17 protein-coding genes are annotated in these 20,904 nt (G+C 64.7%); 11 read left to right on the plus strand and 6 right to left on the minus strand.

What is annotated here, in order from left to right; all coding sequences use genetic code 11:
* Together AB4Y73_RS03395 and AB4Y73_RS03400 are read right to left on the minus strand one after the other, a co-directional pair.
* Window positions 1-870 (minus strand): aldo/keto reductase, encoded by an 870-nt coding sequence (locus AB4Y73_RS03395; RefSeq protein WP_441868451.1) that lies wholly within the window; start codon window positions 868-870, stop codon window positions 1-3.
* Window positions 871-880: 10 nt separating this feature from the next.
* A complete protein-coding gene (locus tag AB4Y73_RS03400) occupies window positions 881-1,855 on the minus strand; it encodes a sugar-binding transcriptional regulator (protein WP_441868453.1) in 975 nt (324 codons plus the stop codon).
* A gap of 162 nt (window positions 1,856-2,017) precedes the next feature.
* Between AB4Y73_RS03400 and AB4Y73_RS03405 the strand changes: the two genes are divergently transcribed.
* From AB4Y73_RS03405 to holA, 9 genes are all read left to right on the plus strand, one after another.
* A complete protein-coding gene (locus AB4Y73_RS03405) occupies window positions 2,018-3,805 on the plus strand; it encodes a glycerol-3-phosphate dehydrogenase/oxidase (RefSeq protein ID WP_441868456.1) in 1,788 nt (595 codons plus the stop codon).
* Between the two features lie 91 nt (window positions 3,806-3,896).
* The gene (locus tag AB4Y73_RS03410; RefSeq protein ID WP_441868459.1) at window positions 3,897-4,646 is read left to right on the plus strand and encodes an MIP/aquaporin family protein; all 750 of its coding nucleotides are present in this window, start codon (window positions 3,897-3,899) and stop codon (window positions 4,644-4,646) included.
* Between the two features lie 42 nt (window positions 4,647-4,688).
* Entirely contained in the window at window positions 4,689-6,203 is a 1,515-nt protein-coding gene (glpK, locus tag AB4Y73_RS03415) for a glycerol kinase GlpK (RefSeq protein WP_441868462.1), read from the plus strand.
* A 338-nt stretch (window positions 6,204-6,541) separates the two neighbouring features.
* Window positions 6,542-9,073, plus strand: coding sequence for a leucine--tRNA ligase (leuS, locus tag AB4Y73_RS03420; protein ID WP_441868465.1), 2,532 nt, complete (start codon window positions 6,542-6,544; stop codon window positions 9,071-9,073).
* A 56-nt stretch (window positions 9,074-9,129) separates the two neighbouring features.
* Window positions 9,130-10,131: a DegV family protein gene (locus AB4Y73_RS03425; protein WP_441868468.1), complete on the plus strand. Its 1,002-nt coding sequence runs from the start codon at window positions 9,130-9,132 to the stop codon at window positions 10,129-10,131.
* Between the two features lie 49 nt (window positions 10,132-10,180).
* Window positions 10,181-11,068, plus strand: a complete 888-nt coding sequence (locus tag AB4Y73_RS03430; protein WP_441868470.1) for a helix-hairpin-helix domain-containing protein — start codon at window positions 10,181-10,183, stop codon at window positions 11,066-11,068.
* 151 nt (window positions 11,069-11,219) lie between these two features.
* Window positions 11,220-12,947, plus strand: a complete 1,728-nt coding sequence (locus AB4Y73_RS03435; RefSeq protein ID WP_441868473.1) for a ComEC/Rec2 family competence protein — start codon at window positions 11,220-11,222, stop codon at window positions 12,945-12,947.
* Window positions 12,948-13,134: 187 nt separating this feature from the next.
* Window positions 13,135-13,857: an AI-2E family transporter gene (locus AB4Y73_RS03440; protein ID WP_441868476.1), complete on the plus strand. Its 723-nt coding sequence runs from the start codon at window positions 13,135-13,137 to the stop codon at window positions 13,855-13,857.
* Between the two features lie 157 nt (window positions 13,858-14,014).
* Window positions 14,015-15,031 carry a DNA polymerase III subunit delta gene (gene holA, locus AB4Y73_RS03445; protein WP_441868479.1) on the plus strand — a complete coding sequence of 339 codons (1,017 nt, stop codon included), beginning with the start codon at window positions 14,015-14,017 and terminating at the stop codon, window positions 15,029-15,031.
* A 71-nt stretch (window positions 15,032-15,102) separates the two neighbouring features.
* Here holA and rpsT read toward each other — a convergent pair whose 3' ends face one another.
* Complete coding sequence (gene rpsT, locus AB4Y73_RS03450; RefSeq protein WP_255768956.1) at window positions 15,103-15,363, minus strand: 30S ribosomal protein S20; 261 nt, start codon at window positions 15,361-15,363, stop codon at window positions 15,103-15,105.
* Window positions 15,364-15,532: 169 nt separating this feature from the next.
* Window positions 15,533-16,090 (minus strand): type II toxin-antitoxin system PemK/MazF family toxin, encoded by a 558-nt coding sequence (locus AB4Y73_RS03455; RefSeq protein ID WP_441868482.1) that lies wholly within the window; start codon window positions 16,088-16,090, stop codon window positions 15,533-15,535.
* Window positions 16,091-16,262: 172 nt separating this feature from the next.
* Here AB4Y73_RS03455 and lepA point away from each other — a divergent pair, with 172 nt between their 5' ends.
* Together lepA and hemW are read left to right on the plus strand one after the other, a co-directional pair.
* Window positions 16,263-18,116, plus strand: coding sequence for a translation elongation factor 4 (gene lepA / locus AB4Y73_RS03460; protein ID WP_441868485.1), 1,854 nt, complete (start codon window positions 16,263-16,265; stop codon window positions 18,114-18,116).
* A gap of 36 nt (window positions 18,117-18,152) precedes the next feature.
* Complete coding sequence (gene hemW / locus AB4Y73_RS03465; RefSeq protein ID WP_441868488.1) at window positions 18,153-19,382, plus strand: radical SAM family heme chaperone HemW; 1,230 nt, start codon at window positions 18,153-18,155, stop codon at window positions 19,380-19,382.
* Window positions 19,383-19,385: 3 nt separating this feature from the next.
* Here the strand turns inward: hemW and AB4Y73_RS03470 are convergent, their stop codons facing one another.
* Together AB4Y73_RS03470 and AB4Y73_RS03475 are read right to left on the minus strand one after the other, a co-directional pair.
* A complete protein-coding gene (locus AB4Y73_RS03470; protein ID WP_255768960.1) occupies window positions 19,386-19,796 on the minus strand; it encodes a DUF4870 domain-containing protein in 411 nt (136 codons plus the stop codon).
* Window positions 19,797-19,943: 147 nt separating this feature from the next.
* The gene (locus AB4Y73_RS03475; protein ID WP_441868491.1) at window positions 19,944-20,792 is read right to left on the minus strand and encodes a DUF3097 domain-containing protein; all 849 of its coding nucleotides are present in this window, start codon (window positions 20,790-20,792) and stop codon (window positions 19,944-19,946) included.
* Window positions 20,793-20,904: the final 112 nt, after the last annotated feature.

Consider the following 20,904-nt stretch of genomic DNA (forward strand, 5'->3'; position numbering starts at 1 on the left):
CTAGTTGACGTTGTCAGGGTGGGAGCCGGTGCGCTGCCCGCGCTCAAGCTCCGCAAGGACCGCCATGTCGCGGCCCGACAGGACAAAGCCGAAAACGTCCAGGTTTTCCCGGATGCGGGCCTCCGAACTTGCCTTGGGGATGGCAATGTTCCCCAGCTGGACATGCCACCGCAAAATGATCTGGGCGGGTGTCCGGCCATGTTCGGCGGCAAGGGCCATCACCACGGGGTCTTCCAGAATGTGCCCGCGGCCCAGCGGGCTCCACGCCTCCGTCAGGATTCCCAGGGCGTGGTGCTTCTCCCTGAGCTCCGCCTGCTGCAGCCAGGGGTGCAGTTCAATCTGGTTCACCGCCGGCACCACTTCGGCGGCTTCGAGCAGGCGGTCCAGGTGGGCGGCCTGGAAGTTGCAGACACCGATGGCGCGCACTTTGCCTTCGCGGTAAAGGGTCTCCAAGGCGCGGTAGGTTTCGGTGAAGAGACCCCGTCGGGCACAGGGCCAGTGGATAAGGTACATGTCCACGTAGTCCAGGCCGAGGTTGACCATGGATGTGTCAAACGCCCGCAGCGTTTTGTCATACCCCTGATCGTCGTTCCAGACCTTCGTGGTGACAAAGACGTCTTCGCGCCGGAGCCCGGGCGAGGATTCGCCGGAACCGCCGCTCCCGCCGTCGGAATCAACAGCCGCGCCGAGGGCCCGTGCCACTCCGGCCTCGTTGCCGTACATAGCGGCTGTGTCGAAGTGTCGGTAGCCGCTGCCCAAGGCCATGGCCACCAGCGATGATGCATCCGCCACCGGAACCTTGTAAAGCCCAAACCCCAACTGATCGATCAGCACACCGTTGTTGAGACTAAGCCGGGGAGAACGTTTCATAGGACTGACTTTACCCATTCGCCGGGGCCACGCCTTCAAAGCCCACCAGGCGGCGCGCGGTGGCTTCGTCAAGAATCAGGTCCGTGGCGAGGCCTGCGGTAAGGGCACCGCGCAGGCCGTTGATCTTGGACGCCCCTGACACCACGCAGATCCGGCGGCGGACCTGGCGCAACTGCGAGAGGGCCGGGCCTGTGGAACGCTCGTTCAACACAATGCCGTCAGACGAGCCGTCCCGGCGGAAGAAGACTGTGGCAACATCGCCCACCACATCGGAATGGGCGAGCATCCTGAGATCGTTTTCGTCCAGGTAGCCGCCGGCATAAACATGGCTCGGATAATCGGCTTCGACTGATCCGACGCCAAAAATGGCGATGCTCATCCGGGCCTGCAGATCCAGGATGCGTTGCACGCTGCGCTCATTCCACATGGCAGCTTTGGTGGCCGCATGATCAAAGAACGCGGGCACCGGGAACTGCTCCACCCGGGCACCGTAGGCGCTGCCAAAGCGGCGCATGATGTCGCTCGCGTACGTGATGCCGGTGGTGTGCATGTTTCCGGCCCCATTGAGTTGGACCACCACCGTGTCGTGGGTGATCTTGCGGGTCAGGTGCCTGCTGACGGCGCTGAGGGTGGAGCCCCAAGCGACGCCGAGGATTGCGTTGGAATCCACCAAGGGCCCGATGGTGCGCGCTGCCTGCAAAGCAACGCGGTCCAGGGTTTCAGCCTCGTTGAGTGACTCGAGCACCGGAACAACGTGAACGTCCACGTTGTACTCCCGCCTGATCATGCCCTCGAGCTCCGGACCGGTGTCCAGCGGGTTGCGAATCTGGATTTGGACCAGACCGGATTCCCTGGCTGCGGAAAGGAGCCTCGACACAGTGGACCGGGACGTCCGGAGCTCCCGGGCGATCGCGTCCATGGTCAGGTCCTGGAGGTAATACATCTGTGCAGCCCGCAGCGCGTCTGAGTGGCGGGAGGGCATCATGGGGCATCCATTCTGCACGTTTGTGCATAGAGGTTGACTAGATTTTCCATTAGTCCAAAGAATAGTTGAAGAAGGGCGGCTGACCTGCGATGGTAGGCCCCAAGGACTAAACCCAAGGAGCATTTTTTGGGACTCAAGGACTCATCTGGCCATCCTCGCACCATGTCCGCGAAGTCGTCGGTGCCCCGCGCCGCCGCGGAGGCCCTGCGGGAACGGCCACAAGCGAGGGTGCTGGTCATCGGCGGTGGCATTAACGGCGTGGGCACGTTCCGGGACCTGGCCCTCCAGGGTGTGGATGTTGCCCTGGTGGAACGCGGCGACTACTGCCAGGGTGCCAGCGGCGCATCCTCACACATGATTCACGGCGGCATCCGGTACCTCGAAAACGGCGAGTTCCGCCTGGTCCGGGAGTCTGTGGTTGAGCGCAACCGGCTTCTGCGAATCGCACCCCATTACGTCAAGCCGCTCCAGACCACCATTCCTATTTTCAGCACCTTCTCCGGCGTGCTGTCCGCCCCCTTGAGGTTTCTGACCCACAAGCAGCAGGGCAAGCCGAAAGAACGCGGCGCGTTCCTGATCAAGCTTGGCCTGAGCATGTACGACTCATTCTCGCGCGACGGGGGCTCCGTTCCGCGGCACCAGTTCCGAGGCCGTAAGCGGGCGCTGGCGGAGCTTCCACGCCTCCACCCCGGCATCAAGTATGCCGCCACCTACTTTGACGCCTCGGTGCACAATCCCGAACGTCTGACCCTGGACGTACTCCAGGACGGTGAAAAAGCCGGCATGCTGAACGCGGGGCCGGCAGGCGGCACGGCCCGGGCCAGCAACTACGTCTCGCTCCAATCGATGGGCCGCGGGGTTCCTGACGGAAACGGCAGCCCGGCCGGAAACGCAACTACCGGCAGCACTGTTCAGTTACGCGACGAATTGACGGGGGAGGTCTTTGACTTCACGGCCGATGTCATCGTGAACACCACCGGGGCCTGGGTGGACCTGACCAACGAGGCGATGGGTGCAGCTTCACGCTTTATGGGTGGCACCAAGGGATCGCACATCGTGCTTGACCACCCGGACCTGCTCGAGGCCTGCAAGGGCCGGGAGATCTTCTTTGAACACACCGACGGCCGGATCGTCCTGATTTACCCCATGGGGGACAGGGTCCTGGTGGGAACAACGGATGTGGACGCCGACATGGCCCAGGACGCGGTGTGCACGGACGGGGAGATCGACTACTTCCTGGAGCTGATCGGGCATGTCTTCCCCGACATCCCCGTTGACCGCGGGCAGATCGTCTACACGTTCTCCGGCGTTCGCCCGCTGCCCCGCCACGACGCAACCCAGCCGGGATTTGTTTCCCGGGACTACCGGATTGAACGGCAGGCCGGCGGCCCGGGCGCCGTCGTCTTTAGCCTGGTGGGCGGCAAGTGGACAACGTTCCGGGCGCTGGCCGAGCATCTGGCCAACGATGTACTTGCCGAACTGGGCATGGAGCGCCAGGTGTCGACGGCGAAGCTCGCCATCGGCGGCGGTGCCGGTTTCCCGGCGGACGAGCAGAACGTCCAGGCCTGGATCAAGGCGCATGTGTCCGCAACTCGCGGTGCCGACCGGACGGCACTCCTGCTCACCCGCTATGGCACCAGGGCAGAGGAGGTCATCCGCTTCCTCGACGCCGGTCCGGACCGGCTGTTGCGCTCAACCCGCGAACTCAGTGTCCGCGAGCTTGAATTCATGGCCCGCAATGAGCAGATCGGGCACCTGACCGATGTACTCATCCGCCGGACCTCCCTCGCCTTCCGGGGGCTGGTTACCGGCGAACTGCTGAACGAGGTGTCGGAGGTAATCGCCGGTCCGCTGGGCTGGGACGCCGCAGCACGGGCCCGTGAGATCCACAACGCCGAGGAGGTATTGGGACGGTTGCACCGCGTGCAGGTCCACAGCCTGGTCGCCTAGCCGGCCAGGCTGCAGCCGGAGCGTCAACTCGCTCCGGCTCAACGGTCCTTCAACCCGCGAGGGACCGACAACAAAAAATAAGGAGTCAATGATGTCTCTTGGAATAGTTTTTCTTTCCGAAGTCTTCGGAACCGCGATGCTCACCCTTCTGGGTTGCGGCGTCGTGGCCAACGTGGCCCTGAAGGGCACGAAAGGTAACAGTGGCGGGTTCCTGATGGTCACGTGGGGGTGGGGCATCGCCGTCTTTTGCGGCGTGTTTGTTGCGGCCAAATCGGGCGCTCACCTCAATCCCGCCGTGACCCTGGGCCTGCTGGTGAACGGCAAAGCCGAGTTCGCCCCCGGCGTCAAGGTGGATGTGGCGTCCACGCTGACGTACTTCGGCGGCGAACTGCTGGGCGCCTTCCTCGGCGCAGTTGTCTGCTGGCTGGCCTACAAACAGCACTTTGATGACGAGCCGGCGCAGGCATCCAAACTGGGAGTCTTCTCCACCGGCCCTGCCATCCGCTCCAATCCGTGGAACCTGATTACCGAGATCATCGGCACCTTCGTCCTGGTCTTCGTGATCCTCACCTTGGGCGGAACCCCCTCCGGGCTGGGCCCGCTGGCGGTAGCACTCTTGGTGGTTGGCATCGGCGTTTCGCTGGGCGGTCCGACCGGCTACGCCATCAACCCCGCCCGCGACCTCGGCCCGCGTATTGCCCACGCCCTGCTGCCCATCAAGGGCAAAGGAAGCAGCGACTGGGCATACTCCTGGATTCCGGTAGTGGGCCCGCTGGTTGGCGGAGCCCTGGGCGGAATTCTCGCCAAGGTTGTTCCCATCATCATCACCGCAGCATCCTGACCGTTCAGCCAACAAACCCCGCATACAGACAAGGACGTCAACATGAACCAGTACGTAATCGCCATCGATCAGGGCACCACCAGCTCCCGCGCCATCATTTTCGACCACAGCGGCAACATCGTTTCATCCGGTCAGATGGAGCACGAGCAGATCTTCCCGCAGGCCGGCTGGGTGGAGCACAACCCCGCCGAAATCTGGAACAACACCCGCGAGGTCATCGGTTCGGCGCTCTCCAAGGCGAACCTGACGCGTCACGATATTGCCGCCGTCGGAATTACCAACCAGCGCGAAACAGCCGTGGTGTGGGATAAGACCACCGGAGAAGCCGTCTACAACGCGATTGTCTGGCAGGACACCCGCACGCAGAACATCGTGGATGAGCTGGCGAAGGATGGCGGCCCGGAACGGTTCAAGCAGAAGGTCGGTCTCCCGCTGGCCACGTACTTCTCCGGCACCAAGATCAAGTGGATCCTGGACAACGTCGAGGGCGCCCGGGCCAAGGCGGAGGCGGGTGACCTGGTCTTCGGGAACACGGACTCGTGGGTCCTCTGGAACCTGACCGGCGGGGTGGACGGCGGAGTTCACGTCACGGACGCCACCAATGCCTCCCGCACCCTGTTCATGGACCTCGACACCCTGACCTGGGATGAGGAAATCCTGGGAATCTTCGGGGTTCCGTTGAGCATGATGCCCACGATCAAATCCTCCTCCGAGGTTTACGGCACGGTGCACACTTCCCAACTGCTCCGGGAAGTACCCGTGGCCGGCATCCTCGGTGACCAGCAGGCGGCCACGTTCGGCCAGGCCGCCTTCCAGACCGGTGAAGCCAAGAACACCTACGGCACCGGCTGCTTCCTGATCTTCAACACCGGCGAAGAGATTGTCCACTCGAAGAACGGCCTGCTGACCACCGTGGGGTACAAGCTCGGTGATGCTCCGACGCACTATGCACTGGAAGGCTCCATCGCGGTCACCGGATCCCTGATCCAATGGCTGCGCGACAACCTGGGCATGATCAGCAGTGCCCCGGAAGTGGAAACCCTTGCGGCCTCGGTCAAGGACAACGGCGGGGTGTACATCGTGCCGGCATTCTCGGGCCTCTTCGCGCCGTACTGGCGCTCCGACGCCCGCGGCGCCATCGTGGGCCTCACCCGGTTCGTGAACAAGAGCCACATCGCCCGTGCCGCCCTCGAGTCCACAGCGTTCCAGACCCGCGAAGTGCTGGACGCTGTCAATGCGGACTCCGGTGTGCCGCTCACAGAACTGAAGGTCGACGGCGGCATGGTGGCCAACGATGCACTCATGCAGTTCCAGGCAGACATCCTGGGTGTTCCGGTGATCCGCCCCAAGGTCGTTGAAACGACGGCCCTGGGTGCAGCGTACGCCGCTGGCCTCGCCGTCGGATTCTGGAAGGACCTCGGCGAGCTCTCCGCCAACTGGTCCGAAGACAAGCGGTGGGAGCCGCAAATGGAGCAGGCTGAGCAGGACCGCCAAATGCGGCTGTGGAAGAAGGCAGTCACGAAGTCCATGGACTGGGTCGACGAGGACGTGAAGTAGGTCGATTCCGTCGTTGACGGGGGTCGCGCCTGCCCCGCCCGCTTCGCGGTGCCCACCACACCCGGGCGAGGTGCGACCCCCGTCAATTCATCTGCGCGCTTCAGCCGCTCGTGGCGACTGACGTTTAGGTGGCGGACGTGTGCGCTAAAGTAGTCCTATGCGTGCGATCCTTCTGCTTAGCTAGCCGCCCGGTATCCGGAACAACCGGAATGTCGAGCGGCCGCCCCTCCCTGTAGAGGGGCTTTTGTGTGTCCGGGCAAGATTGCCGGGCCGGCAGCAGGAGGGATCAGAGAAGTTGGGGCAGCACAGATGCCGCAACAGAACAGAAGAGGGCAGCAGTGAGCGTTCAGCCGGAGACAGAGACCGGAACAACAGCAGCGGCGGCGGATACACCCGAAGAGGGTGCCTACAGCTTCGCGGCGATGGAAGCCAAGTGGCCGCAGGTGTGGGAGGACCTCAAGGTCTTCACCCCCGTCGATGACGGTTCCCGCGAGCGCCGCTACGTGCTGGACATGTTCCCGTACCCTTCGGGCGACCTCCACATGGGCCACGCCGAGGCTTTCGCCATGGGCGATGTTGTGGCCAGGTATCTCCGGCAGCAGGGCTTCGACGTCCTGCACCCGATCGGCTGGGACTCCTTCGGCCTGCCCGCGGAGAACGCCGCCATCAAGCGCAACGCCCACCCCAGCGAGTGGACGTACGCCAACATCGACACCCAGGCGGCGTCCTTCAAGCGGTACGCCATCTCCGCCGACTGGTCGCGCCGGCTGCACACCTCCGATCCCGGGTACTACCGCTGGACGCAGTGGCTGTTCAAGCGCTTCTACGAGCGCGGCCTGGCCTACCGCAAGGATTCGCCGGTCAACTGGTGCCCCAAAGACCAGACCGTGCTGGCCAACGAACAGGTGGTCAACGGTGCCTGCGAACGCTGCGGCACCCCGGTCACCAAGAAGTCCCTGAACCAGTGGTACTTCAAAATCACCGAGTACGCTGACCGGCTGCTCGACGACATGGATGAGCTGCGCGGCCACTGGCCCGAGCGTGTCCTCGCCATGCAGAAGAACTGGATTGGCCGCTCCGAAGGTGCGCACGTCAACTTTGTGATCGAGGCCGACGGCGGCAAGCCCGCCAAGGACGTCACCGTCTTCACCACGCGCCCGGACACCCTCTACGGCGCAACATTCTTCGTCGTCGCCGCTGACGCGCCGATCGCCGTCGAACTCGTCACCGACGAACACGCGGCTGCCCTGGACGCCTACCGCGAGCAGGTCAAAGCACTCAGCGAAATCGAGCGCCAGTCCAACGAACGGGAAAAGACCGGTGTGTTCACCGGCCGGTACGCCATCAACCCGCTGAACGGCGAGAAGCTGCAGGTCTGGGCCGCGGACTACGTCCTGGCCGACTACGGCACGGGCGCCATCATGGCGGTCCCGGCGCACGACCAGCGCGACCTCGACTTCGCGAAGACCTTCGACCTGCCCGTCCGCGCGGTGCTGGACACCGGTGAGGAAGATCCGGCTGTTTCCGGCAAGGCGACGGCGGGGGAGGGAACCCTTATCAATTCCGGGAAGCTGGACGGTCTGCCGAAGGCCGAGGCCATCCCGGCCGCCATCAGGATCCTGGAAGAGCAGGGCACGGGCGAAAAGTTCGTCAACTTCCGCCTCCGTGACTGGCTGCTCAGCCGCCAGCGGTTCTGGGGCACCCCCATCCCGATCATCCACTGCCCCGCCTGCGGCGAGGTGCCCGTCCCGGACGAGCAACTGCCCGTGACCCTGCCCGCCGACCTGCGCGGCGAAGACCTGTCCCCGAAGGGCACGTCCCCGCTGGCGGCCGCCGAGGCCTGGGTCAATGTGGAGTGCCCCACCTGCCACGGCCCTGCCAAGCGCGACACCGACACCATGGACACGTTCGTGGACTCGTCGTGGTACTTCCTGCGCTTCGTCTCGCCGCAGTTCACCGAGGGTCCCTTTGATCCCGAAAAGATCAACGAATGGATGCCGGTTGGCCAGTACGTGGGCGGCGTTGAGCACGCCATCCTGCACCTGCTGTACGCGCGGTTCTTCACCAAGGTCATCCACGACCTCGGCATGCTTGACGCCGATGAACCGTTCAGTGCACTGCTGAACCAAGGCCAGGTCCTCAACGGTGGCAAGGCGATGAGTAAGTCGCTGGGCAATGGCGTGGACCTCGGCGAGCAGCTCGACAAGTACGGCGTGGATGCTGTCCGGCTGACCATGATCTTCGCCTCCCCGCCCGAGGATGACGTGGACTGGGCGGACGTTTCGCCGTCGGGATCCGCTAAGTTCCTCGCCCGCGCCTGGCGTCTGGCACAGGACGTCAGCAGCGAGCCAGGTACTGACGCCGCGTGCGGTGACCGCGCACTGAGGACTGTGACCCACCGCACCATCGCCGACGCCGCCGCGCTGCTGGATAACAACAAGTTTAACGTGGTGGTGGCCAAGTTGATGGAGCTGGTCAACGCGACCCGCAAGACCATAGATGCAGCCGACGGTGCAGGCGGGTCCGACCCCGCCGTCCGGGAAGCCGCGGAAGCCGTCGCGGTCATCCTGAGCCTCTTTGCGCCCTACACTGCGGAGGACATGTGGAACGTCCTGGGCCACCCCGCCTCGGTGGCGAACGCCGGATGGCCCGCCCACGATGAAGCGCTCCTGGTCCAGGAGACCGTCACCGCTGTGGTCCAGGTGCAGGGCAAGGTCCGCGACCGGCTCGAAGTTTCCCCGAACATCGGCGAGGACGAGCTGCGCGAACTGGCCCTGGGCAGCGAAAACGTGCAGCGTGCCATGGACGGCCGCGGCATCCGCACGGTGATCGTCCGGGCGCCTAAACTGGTGAACATCGTCCCGGCCTAGCCGGGCACACCGGCCGCCGGATCCACCCGGCGGCCGGCCTGAAACCAGGAGGCACCTTGCCCGAGCGTGACGCCGCAGCATGGCTCTGGCTCCGGGAGCGGCTTGCTGCCCTCCGCCCCGCGGCACGCCCTGCCGTCCCCGCAGAAGGGCCTGCCGCCGTCGTCCGCACCGCTGTGGTGACAGACTCCGCGTCGGCTCTCCCGGCCGACTGGGTCTCGGCCTGTGCCTCGGCTGGTCTCCTGACAGTGATACCGATGCCGGTGATGGTGGGCGAAGAAATCTACGGTGAGGGCGAGGACGACATCACCGAAACGATCGCACTGGCCCTCGCCGCCGGCAAGTCCGTCAAGACGTCCCGTCCCTCACCCGGCCAGTTTGAACAGGCCTTCCTTGCCGCTGAGCGTGGCGGCTACGAGGCGGTCGTCAGTATCCACATTTCCGGAGGCCTTTCCGGCACCGCGGATGCCGCAAGGCTTGCCGCGGGACGCGTGAAGATTCCCGTGGAGGTTGTGGACTCCGGCACCGTGGGCATGGCGCTGGGGATGGGCGTCCAAAGCGCCGTGGCCGCCGCAGCCGCCGGATTGGAGGCGGCAGCCATCACAACTGCCGCGACGGATCGAATGGCACGGACCAAGGTCTACTTCTACGTTCCCAGCCTCGAGCAGCTGCGCCGGGGCGGACGGATCGGCGCCGCTGCCTCACTGCTGGGGACGATGTTCGCCATCAAACCCATTCTGGCGGTCGACGGCGGAAAGATCGTTCCGCTGGAGAAGGTCAGGTCAGCAGCCAAAGCCATCGCCCGGCTCGAGGAGATCGCCGCCGCAGACGCCGTGTCCCGTCCGGCGGGCCTGGCCCGGCTGGCCGTCCACCATTTTGGGAATCCTGCGGAGGCTGAAGGGCTGGCAGCCAGGCTGGCCTCGGCACTCCCCGGCTGCCCTCCCGCCCAGATCAGCTCTCTGCCCGCCGTCCTGGCCGCCCACGCCGGGCTTGGCGTGCTGGCGGTCATCGTTGGTGAAATTGCCCCACCTCCCGTGGAGCCAGTGCTGCTTTCCACATAGGGCAGGCCCGGGCTGTCGCACGCGGTGTTGATTCCCTAGCGTTGGGAGCATGTCACGCCGGGACGCTGGAGCACGCCAGTCGGCGCGGCATGCCCGGGAGAGGCTACATGCCAGCCTGGGTGGCAGCGCGGGGCTCCTGACCAGCGACGGCGGAAAGATTTTCGAGTACGACGGCGGCCCCCACGGCAGTGCGGATGCCGTTCCCGAATCGGTTATCCAGGACGCCCCCGGCGAGGGCGTGGCCGGTCCGGCACTGAGGTGGCGGGTGGGCCTGCCCGTAGCCCTGTTCATTGCTGTCCTCGCGGTGCTGGGCGGCGCCTGGTTCTGGGTACAGGTTGCTGCCGGTCAACCGGAAGTGCTCCCGCTTAGCGATATCTCGTCCCAACAGAGTGCGGCTGCTGGTGATGGCGAAACCCCGGGGCAGGGGACGGTCCGGGCAGGGCCCCCGGAAAATCCCCAGGCGGGTGCGGTCATTATCCATGTGGCCGGTGCCGTGGCCGTACCTGGAGTGGTGCAATTGCCAGCAGGCAGCCGGGTGCACCAAGCTATCGCCGAGGCGGGCGGCGCCACGCCGTCAGCGGACCTCAACCGGCTCAACCTTGCCGCTGTGCTGGCGGACGGACAAAAACTGTATGTACCGCTGCCCGGGGAAAGCATCCCTGCGGAACTATCCGGCAGCGCGGCAGCGGGCGAGGTCCCTGGCTCCGGCTCCGAGGCCGGGAGTGCCGGTGCAGGTGCAGGTGCAGGGAAAGTCAACCTCAATACAGCCGGCGTCGAAGAACTGGACGCCCTGCCGAAAGTGGGCCCCGTGTTGGCGCAACGGATCGTGGACTGGCGCAACGAGCATGGGCCGTTCAAGTCCGTCGAGGAACTCGACGCCGTGGACGGCGTGGGACCCAAGATGCTTGAAACTCTCCTCCCGCTGGTGGGTGTCTGAGATGGCGGGGACCAGCCCGTGGAGTCGCTTTGTTGACTCGGCAGTTCAGAAGTCGGCAGTCCAGCCGCCGGGACTTCCGGGACCGGGAGGTCAGCGACCTCCCGGGGGACAGGGCGTGGTGCGGCTGCGTGCTGCACCTCGGAAGGGTGCCATGCTGGCCGATCATGTCCGGAAGAAGCTGCGCGGCCGGGAACAGGAGACCGCACCGGCCGAAAAGCGCCGCCGGCGGACAGACGTCAGGCTGGCGCTGCCTGCGCTGCTTGTTTGGGGTGCCGCAGTGGCCGGAGCGTGGCTGACACCTTTAATGCTGGCGTTGCTGTGCAGCGGATTGCTGGTTCTGGCAGTCGTCCTGTTGGCCCGGGCGGCACGCTGCAAAAAATTCGTTGCCCAGCGCAGGAGCTTCCTGACCACCACGGCCGTGGCGTTGGTCCTGGCCGCAAGCGCGGCTGCACATTCTGCGGTGTTATCCTCGCAGCGCCACGATGGACCACTGGCGGAAGCTGTCGCAGCAGGGGATTCGGTGGTCGCGATTGTGGAAATTGCCGGCTCCCCGCACGCCCTGACGCTCCCGGGACAGGCGGGAACACCTGAGCGGTGGTCGGTGGCTGCCCGGACGGAAGAAGTGACTGCCAACGGCAACGTCATCAGTACCCGGGCTGAGCTTGTGGTGATGGGCGGCCGCGGCTGGGACAACGTGGTCCCGGGGCAACTGGTCCGGACCGCCGGTAAGCTGAGGCCCCCTGAGCCGGGCCAACAGGAGACCGCCGTTCTGGCAGCGTCGATGGCACCAGGCGCTGCTGCCGCGGACGGCGTTGGAGCCGATGCGGCCCCGGCCGGGGAGGTGATGGCCAAGGAGCTAAGGGGAAGGTATGTGGCTGCAGCATCGTTTTTGGCGGCCGATCCCCGCGGGCTCCTGCCGGGCATGGTCACCGGTGACACGTCGGCCCTGGACGAAGGGCTCAACACAGCCATGAAGACGGTGGGCATGACCCATTTGACTGCAGTGAGCGGCGCCAACTGCAGCCTCGTCCTGGGCGCACTCCTGATGGCGGCGCGCAGCCTGAGGGTCCCCAGGATCCCTGCGGCCGCCATGGCGCTGGCTGGCTTGGGGATGTTTGTAGTTCTCGTTGGTCCTGACGCCAGCGTCCTGCGCGCTGCATTGATGGGTTCGATCGCCATTGCCTCGCTGGCTGGCGGCCGCATTGGCCGGGGACTCAGCTTCCTTTGCCTTGCTGTGATGGGCCTGCTGCTGATCGATCCAGGGCTCGCAACGAGCTTCGGCTTTCTGCTTTCGGTGCTGGCGACACTGGGAATCATTGTCCTTGGTTCCCGGATCGTGGACTGGACCCCTGCGATCATTCCTCGCTGGGCCGCGGCGGCCTTGGCCGTACCGCTCTCGGCGCAGCTGCTGTGCGGCCCTGTCATCGTGTTGCTGCAGCCCCAGTTCTCGACGTACTCCCTGCTGGCGAACGTGATAGCCGCACCGCTGGTGGCACCGGTGACCCTGCTGGGAACGGCTGCTGTGCCATTAGTTGCCTGGGTACCTTGGCTGGCCACCGCCCTGATCGCTGTCGCGGGAACGTTCAGCGGGGGCGTAGCCGGTACAGCCCGGACCGCTGCAGGACTGCCGGGCGCTTCCTTACCCTGGCCCGAAGGAGCGTTCGGCGTCCTGACGATGGTGCTGTTGTCCGGGCTTAGCCTCGCCGCGCTGTGGGGAGCCGTCCGGCCACGTCAACTACTGCGGCTGATCCTGGGGGTCCATGCCCGAACCGTATCTCTGCTGGACACCGCGGACAATCGCCTGTGGGCTTTTACGAAGCCTCCCAGGCAACACGAACCTGGCCAACGCCGTCGAACGTTGCCTCCCGGCGGGACGTAAGCCCGCCCAGGATCAGCCCCGGTAACCTGTGTGATGAGGTCTGGGTGATTTTCGGGTGCGAACCGAAGGTCACATCTGCAGCACGAGCCAGGCATGTCCTTAGGTGGGACAAGGATCTTTCACTCTGTTGTGTTCTGAAAGCGAGATACCATGGCTGATCTTCCCTCAGGCTTGCCGCCGATTTTGGTTGTCGAGGGACCTCACTGCCAAAGCATTTACCGGCATCGATCGCCTTCACGAATTTCTGAATGCGGGGCCCATTCCGGTCAGTGACGCTCAGATCAACGCCACACGGGACGCTGTCCAGCACCTCTTCACTTCCAGTTCCTTCGGTACGGAGGCGCTCACAGGGGCACGTACCCTCGGCGAGTTCCTCATCGGTTTCCTGCCGGCTACGCGCCGCGGAAAAGCGCACCATGCGGCCGACCGGAGCGCAGTCGTTTTGGGAGGCTACGTTCGTGGAACGGCTATTGTCGCCGCCGCTGATGGGCTCATCGTTGGAGTTGCGCTGGCCATACTGGGTGTTCCGCTGGCACTACCCTTGGGTGTATTCGTCTTCATCGGCGGTTTCATCCCCATCGTTGGGGCCACGGCGGCAGGCACCCTGGCCGTCGCCGTTGCCCTCATCTCGAATGGACCAGTGACGGCTTTGATCGTCCTCGCTGTGGTCATCGGCGCTAACCAGCTCGAACACCATTTCCTGCAACCGGTCCTGATGGGCAGGGTCCTCAGCATTCACGGGTTGGCGATCCTGCTGGCCCTGGCTGCGGGCACTATGACCGCCGGCATTATCGGCGCGCTGCTGGCAGTCCCCGTCACCGCCGTCGGATGGACCATTTTCAAAACACTCTCCGGCCCGGACCCTCACACCGAGCCGCCCGCACAGGTGCTGGAACCGGTAACGGACTAACGCACGGTCGGGCTGGTCATGCCGGGACTGCCGGTCATGACGAAGGGCTGCACGGTTCCCGGCTTCCCTGTGCGGCCACGGCCCTCGCGGCTTGGAGGCGGGGGTTCCCCATGGCAGGCTTAGACACTGCACCAGAATTTTCCGGGAGGAATCCACCATGGCCGCAGCCCAAAGCACACGAACCAGGACGACGCCGTCGAATGTTGCCTCCTGGCGGGACGTAAGCCCCGCCGGAATCGTCCTGGTGGGCGGACCCGAGGAGTACCTCGGCATCCGCGCCATGGACCACATCCGGGCCCAAGTAAGGGCCGCGTTTCCCGACGTTGAGGTCAGCCGTCTGGCGGCTGGCAGCTACGAAGCCGGCACCCTCGCGATGAATGTCAGCCCCTCCCTCTTCGGGGAACACAAACTCATTGAAGTCGAAGGCGTGGAAAGCATGAATGACGCCTTCCTCGCCGACGCCCTGGCGTACGTCAAGCATCCGGAAGCAGACGCGGTGCTGGTCCTGCGCCATGGCGGGGGAGTGCGCGGCAAAAAGCTTCTCGACGCCGTCAAGGCTGGCGGTTGGCCGGTGGTCGACTGCCAGCCCCTGAAAAAAGACGCGGACAAGGCCGCCTTTGTGGCGGCCGAGTTCCGGGCCGCCGGACGGAAGATCACCTCTGACGGGGTGCAGACTCTGGTCAACGCCGTCGGCGCCAACCTCTCGGAGCTGGCAGCCGCCTGCAGCCAGCTGATCGCCGATGCCACGGGCGCTGTAACTCCGGAACTGGTGGACCGCTACTACGGCGGCAGGATCGAAGCCACGGCGTTCAAAGTTGCTGATGCGGCCATGGCAGGAAACGGTCCTCTGGCACTGTCCACCCTGCGCCACGCCCTGGCCACAGGGGCTGACCCCGTCCCGTTGGTTGCCGCCTTGGCAGCGAAGCTACGGACGGTGGCAAAAGTGGCCGGCGCCCAGGGTTCCTCGGCGCAGATAGCCAGGGATCTGGGCATGCAGCCGTGGCTGGTGGAGCAGGCCCAGCGTGATGTGCGGCGCTGGACTCCTGACGGGCTGGTCCGGGCCATCCAGGCCACAGCCGAGGCCGATGCCCAAGTGAAGGGGCTCTCCCGGGACCCGGTCTATGCCGTTGAACATGCCGTGACCGTCATTGCCACATCCGCGAAGGGGCACTGACCGCTTAAAGAGTTGAGGCCGGCACCCGTCGGGAGCCGGCCTCAATCATCAGTTCTGACGAACTGGAAACCTTACAGTGCGTTGACCTTCTTGGAGATCGCCGACTTGCGGTTCGCTGCGTTGTTCTTGTGCAGAACACCCTTGCTGACAGCCTTGTCCAGCTTGCGGCTGGCGGCAACCAGGGCAGCAGTAGCTGCATCCTTGTCGGTGGACTCAACGGCGGTGTTGACGGCGCGGATGGCCGTCTTCAGCTCAGACTTGACTGCGTTGTTGCGCAGGCGTGCCTTCTCGTTGGTGAGGATACGCTTCTTCTGGGACTTGATATTAGCCACGTGTGAACTCTCTTTTTAATGCGGAAATGGTCTAGAGGGCTTTCAGATTGGCCATTGACTGAGCGGCGTGGGGATACCTATGGCGGCCAACCATCAGTGGCCGTCGACCTGCACGGACACACAGCTATAAAGAATAGCAGACCCGGCGGAAGGCTGGCCATTTGGCGGCCTATTCCCAGCCGTGTCGTGCGCGGAGCTCCGCCGCCACCGCATCGAAGCGCTTCCGGTCCAGCACGGCACCTTCACGCCGGATACTGTCGGGGGCGATCTGCAGGATCCGTTCAAGGTTCGCTTCGCTGGGCCGCCGTTGACGGTCCCACGGCCCGGTTCCGATGTCTATATAGTCCTCCGCGCGGCGACCGTCCTGGTCATGGTCCTTACTGGTGAGCATCACTGCGAGCAGGTACCGGCCGTTCTTGCCCACGAGCAGGACTGGGCGGTCCTTCCCCCGCGAGTAGTCCTCTTCGAACGGCACCCAGGACCAGACGATCTCGCCGGGGTCGGGGCTGCCGTCAGGCCGGGGAGCGTAGCGGACGGTTGAGACGCCTGTGAAGTCCCCCGGATAGCCCGAGAGGGGGGCGCCCGGAACCGGTGCCGCCGGGGCCGTCTGGCGGCCAACTTTCGGCGCGGGCTTTACCGTTGGCGCGGCGGCGCCAGACCGTAGTTTTTGGAGGACTCTGACTGTTGTCCGGACCGCGCTGGCCAGGGATCGGAAGTTGATAGGCATGGGAAAACAATATCGCCGAGTTGTAGCGCGGCTTTGGCGCTGGATGCACTGCGTGGCGCCCGGACGTGGGACACTGGAGGTTCCAAATGTGCGGTCCGGCCGCAGGGTGCCTTCGGGGCGTCCTGCCCGATCGCCGAAAGCCATCAGTGAATGCCAACAGTAAGGACCCTGCGTGTCTCCCATGGCCCGCACCGCCCCGGTGCCCGCCGCGACAGATCCGGCCATTATTCGGAATTTCTGCATCATCGCGCATATTGACCACGGTAAGTCCACCTTGGCCGACCGGATGCTGCAGTTGACCGGGGTGGTTCAGCCTCGCGATATGAAGGCCCAGTACCTGGATCGCATGGACATCGAACGCGAGCGCGGCATCACCATCAAGTCCCAGGCCGTTCGTATGCCCTGGGAACTCGATGGCAGCAGCTACGCCTTGAACATGATCGACACTCCCGGCCACGTGGACTTCACGTACGAGGTCTCCCGCTCCTTGGCAGCCTGCGAAGGCGCAATCCTGCTCGTGGACGCGGCCCAGGGCATAGAGGCGCAGACCCTCGCCAACCTCTACCTGGCGATGGAAAACAACCTCACCATCATTCCGGTGCTGAACAAGATCGATCTTCCGGCTGCCCAGCCCGAGAAGTACGCGGCGGAGCTCGCCAGCCTGATCGGCGGCGATCCTGAAGACGTCCTCCGTGTTTCCGGAAAAACAGGCATGGGCGTCGAGGCGCTGCTGGACAAGATCGTCCGCGATCTGCCGGCCCCGGTTGGAGACCCCAACGCCCCCGCCCGCGCCATGATTTTCGACTCGGTTTACGACACCTACCGCGGCGTGGTCACCTACGTCCGAGTGGTCGACGGAATGCTGCATCCCCGCGAGCGCATCCAGATGATGTCCACCCGGGCCACCCACGAACTCCTCGAGATCGGCGTGAGCTCGCCGGAACCCACCCCGTCCAAGGGCCTGGGTGTGGGCGAAGTGGGTTACCTCATCACCGGTGTGAAGGACGTGCGCCTGTCCAAGGTTGGCGATACTGTCACCAACCTTGCCAAGCCGGCCGCTGACTCCCTCCCCGGCTATGCCGATGCCAAGCCCATGGTCTTCTCCGGCCTGTATCCCCTCGACGGCACGGACTACCCGGTGCTGCGAGATGCCCTCGAGAAACTGATGCTCAACGACGCCGCCCTGGTGTATGAGCCGGAAACGTCGGCCGCGCTGGGCTTCGGCTTCCGCGTGGGCTTCCTGGGCCTGCTCCACCTGGAAATCACCCGCGAACGTCTCGAACGCGAATATAACCTTGACCTCATTTCCACAGCCCCCAACGTGGAGTACGAGGTCACGCTGGAGGACAAGAAGGTGGTCCATGTGACCAACCCCAGCGAGTACCCCTCCGGCAAGATCGCCGAAGTCCGCGAGCCGATGGTGTCCGCCACCATCCTGGCGCCCAACGAATTCGTCGGCGCCATCATGGAACTCTGCCAGAGCCGGCGCGGCGTCATGGGCGGCATGGACTATCTCTCCGAGGACCGCGTGGAAATCCGGTACCGCCTCCCGCTGGCCGAAATTGTCTTCGACTTCTTCGACATCCTCAAATCCAAAACCCGCGGCTACGGCTCGCTGGACTGGAAGGCCGACGGCGATCAGGTGGCCGATCTGGTGAAGGTGGACATCATGCTCCAGGGCGAACAGGTGGATGCCTTCTCCGCCATCACGCACCGCGACAAGGCATATTCCTACGGTGTGATGATGACTACCAAGCTGCGCGAACTGATTCCCCGCCAGCAGTTCGAGGTGCCCATCCAGGCCGCGATCGGCTCACGGATCATCGCCCGTGAAAGCATCCGCGCCATCCGCAAGGATGTGCTTGCCAAGTGCTACGGCGGTGACATCTCCCGGAAGCGCAAACTGCTGGAAAAGCAGAAGGAAGGCAAGAAGCGCATGAAGATGGTGGGCCGCGTAGAGGTACCCCAGGAAGCCTTCATCGCTGCGCTGACCACGGACGAGTCCAAGGACAAGGCCAAAAAGTAGTGATGACACTGGCCCGAACCACGCGAGGCCACCGCAATGCCTAGCGTTCTTCCCCTTGGTGACCCGGCGCCGTCGGACGGTCTGCTGCCTGACCAGGCAGCGGACGGTGCAGAGCGCCGGGCCTTCGGACTGTATGTGCACATCCCGTTCTGCGCTGTCCGCTGCGGGTACTGCGATTTCAACACGTACACAGCCACCGAACTGGGCGGCGGGGCGTCGCAGGACGCCTACGCGGACACAGCCATCTCCGAAGTCCGGCTTGCAGCAAAGGTCCTCACGAAGTCAGGTATCCCTGCCCGGCCCATGAGTACAGTATTCTTCGGCGGCGGCACCCCCACGCTGCTCCCGGCCGAAGACCTCGCCCGGATCCTGGTCGCGGCCGTGGAGGAATGGGGCCTGGAGGACGGTGCCGAAGTCACCACCGAAGCGAATCCCGATTCCGTCACCCCGGAGTCCCTGGCGCTGCTGAAGAACGCAGGCTTCACCCGCGTTTCCTTCGGTATGCAGTCAGCCGTCCCGCACGTTCTCAAAGTCCTGGACCGCACGCACACGCCCAGCAGGGTGCCCCAGGTGGTGCAGTGGGCGCGCGAGGCCGGACTGGCCGTGAGTCTGGACCTGATCTACGGAACACCGGGCGAATCCCTCGATGACTGGCGGTTCTCCCTGGAGACTGCACTGTCCTACGAGCCGGACCATATCAGTGCCTACGCGCTGATCGTGGAGGACGGCACCAAGCTGGCCGCCCAGATCCGCCGGGGCGAAGTTCCGGGAATCGACGACGACGACCACGCCGACAAGTACGAACTCGCCGACCAACTCATCGGCGAAGCAGGGCTCAGCTGGTATGAGGTGAGCAACTGGTCGCGGACGCCGCAGCAGGCGTGCCGGCACAATCTCGCTTACTGGCGCGGGGACGACTGGTGGGGCATCGGTCCGGGAGCGCACTCGCACGTGGGCGGTGTGCGCTGGTGGAACGTCAAGCATCCCACCGCCTACGCCGGACGGCTGGTCCAAGGGCTCTCGCCGGCTGCGGGCAGGGAAACGCTCGACGCCGAAACGCTGGACGTGGAGCGCGTCATGCTTGAGGCACGCCTAGTTTCGGGGCTCGCCATCGCGACGCTGGGGGAGTCAGGCCGCCATGCTGTGGCCGGGCTGATGGCCGAGGGCCTCGTGGACGCGCAAGCTGCCATCCAGGGAACCCTGGTGCTGACGCTCAAGGGCCGCCTGCTTGCGGACGCCGTGGTCCGCAGAATCCTCCCGGACTAGCCCTTACTTAATCCAGCGCAAGTTGTACTGGTAGCGGTGGGGCTGGCCTTTGTTGACGTGGATGCCAGCCGATACCGAGAAGCAGGTCAACGCAATCCAGATGAGGGTGGCGATGACGGCAAAGATGTTCCCAACCACCGGGATGAAGACCAGGAGGTTGGCCACCAGCGCGGCGATGGTGGGCGGCAGGCTGAAGTTCAGCGCTTCCTTGGATTCCTGCGCAGTGAACGGTCCACGCTCACGGAAGATCAGGTAGATCAGCAGGGACGGTACACAACCGAGAATCCCGCCGAAGTGTGCCAGCGTGGCCCATTGACGGTCTTCGCTGGCCGTGAGGGGCAACGCGTTTGCGGGAACGCCCTGGTACTCGGAACGACCTTGGTCGTCCCGGTGCTCGCGTGCGTTTTGTGCCACGGTTTCATCCTTCGAAAGTACAATCGTGCTGGTTTGGAGAATGCCGGGCTGGTGCAACAACAGCCTCCGCACTACCAAGAATACTTGTTATGCCGCCAAATGCTGCCGTCGACCGAACGGACCGGGACCGGAGGGGTCCCGCAGAACTTACGGCGCCGTCAGGAAATCGATGACCTCCTCCACCCGCCCGAGCAATGACGCTTCCAGGTCCGCGTAGCTGCGGACAGCACCCAACAGCTTCTGCCAGCCAAGGCCAATGTCCTCCTTGGTGGCGTGCGGCCAGCCAAAGGCCGCCAGAATGCCGGTCTTCCAATCCTGTCCACGGGGTACTACGGGCCACTGTTCGATGCCGAGCACGGCCGGACGGATGGCCTGCCACACGTCAACGTAGGGGTGCCCGACAATGAGCACGTTCCCGGCGGCGCCCGGGGAGGCCATGACCCCGGCGGCGATGCGCCACTCCTTGGAGTCCGGCACGAGGTGGTCCACCAGGATCCCCAGCCGCCGGGTAGGCCCGGGACCGAATGCGGCCACCGCCCCGGCGAGGTCATCGATGCCATGCAAAGGCTCCACGACGATGCCTTCCACCCGAAGATCGTCACCCCAGACTTTTTCCACGAGTTCGGCGTCGTGCTTGCCCTCCACCCAGATCCTGCTGGCCTTGGCCACCTGGGCACGCTGGCCCGCCACGCGGACGGAGCCGGATGCCGTCCGGCCAACGGGCACGGCGGCGTTCTGCCTGGGCGCCGGGGGCATCAGCCTGATGGGCTGCCCTTCCAACAGGAACCCGAAGCCAAGCTTGAACGAACGCGACTTGCCCCGGCGATCCTCGAGGGCAACCACATGCATGCCACCGGACTTCTCCACCCGGGTCACTGCTCCGACCCAGCCGGACTGGGCGTCTTCGAGGACCATGCCGCGTTCCACCGGAACCTCGGGGAGTTCGTTCCGGACAGGCGCGGTGATCTCCTGAGGACCCCAGTTCTGGTAATGCATGGATTGATTCCGCCTTGCGCTAGATCGTGCCCCGGAATGTTCGCCCGGAGCGGTACCAATGCTAACAACGGGGTGAGTCATATTAGACTGTTAGCACTTAGGCATGTCGAGT

It is taken from the genome of Pseudarthrobacter sp. TAF60_1 (genome assembly GCF_052113505.1).
Classification (GTDB): domain Bacteria; phylum Actinomycetota; class Actinomycetes; order Actinomycetales; family Micrococcaceae; genus Arthrobacter.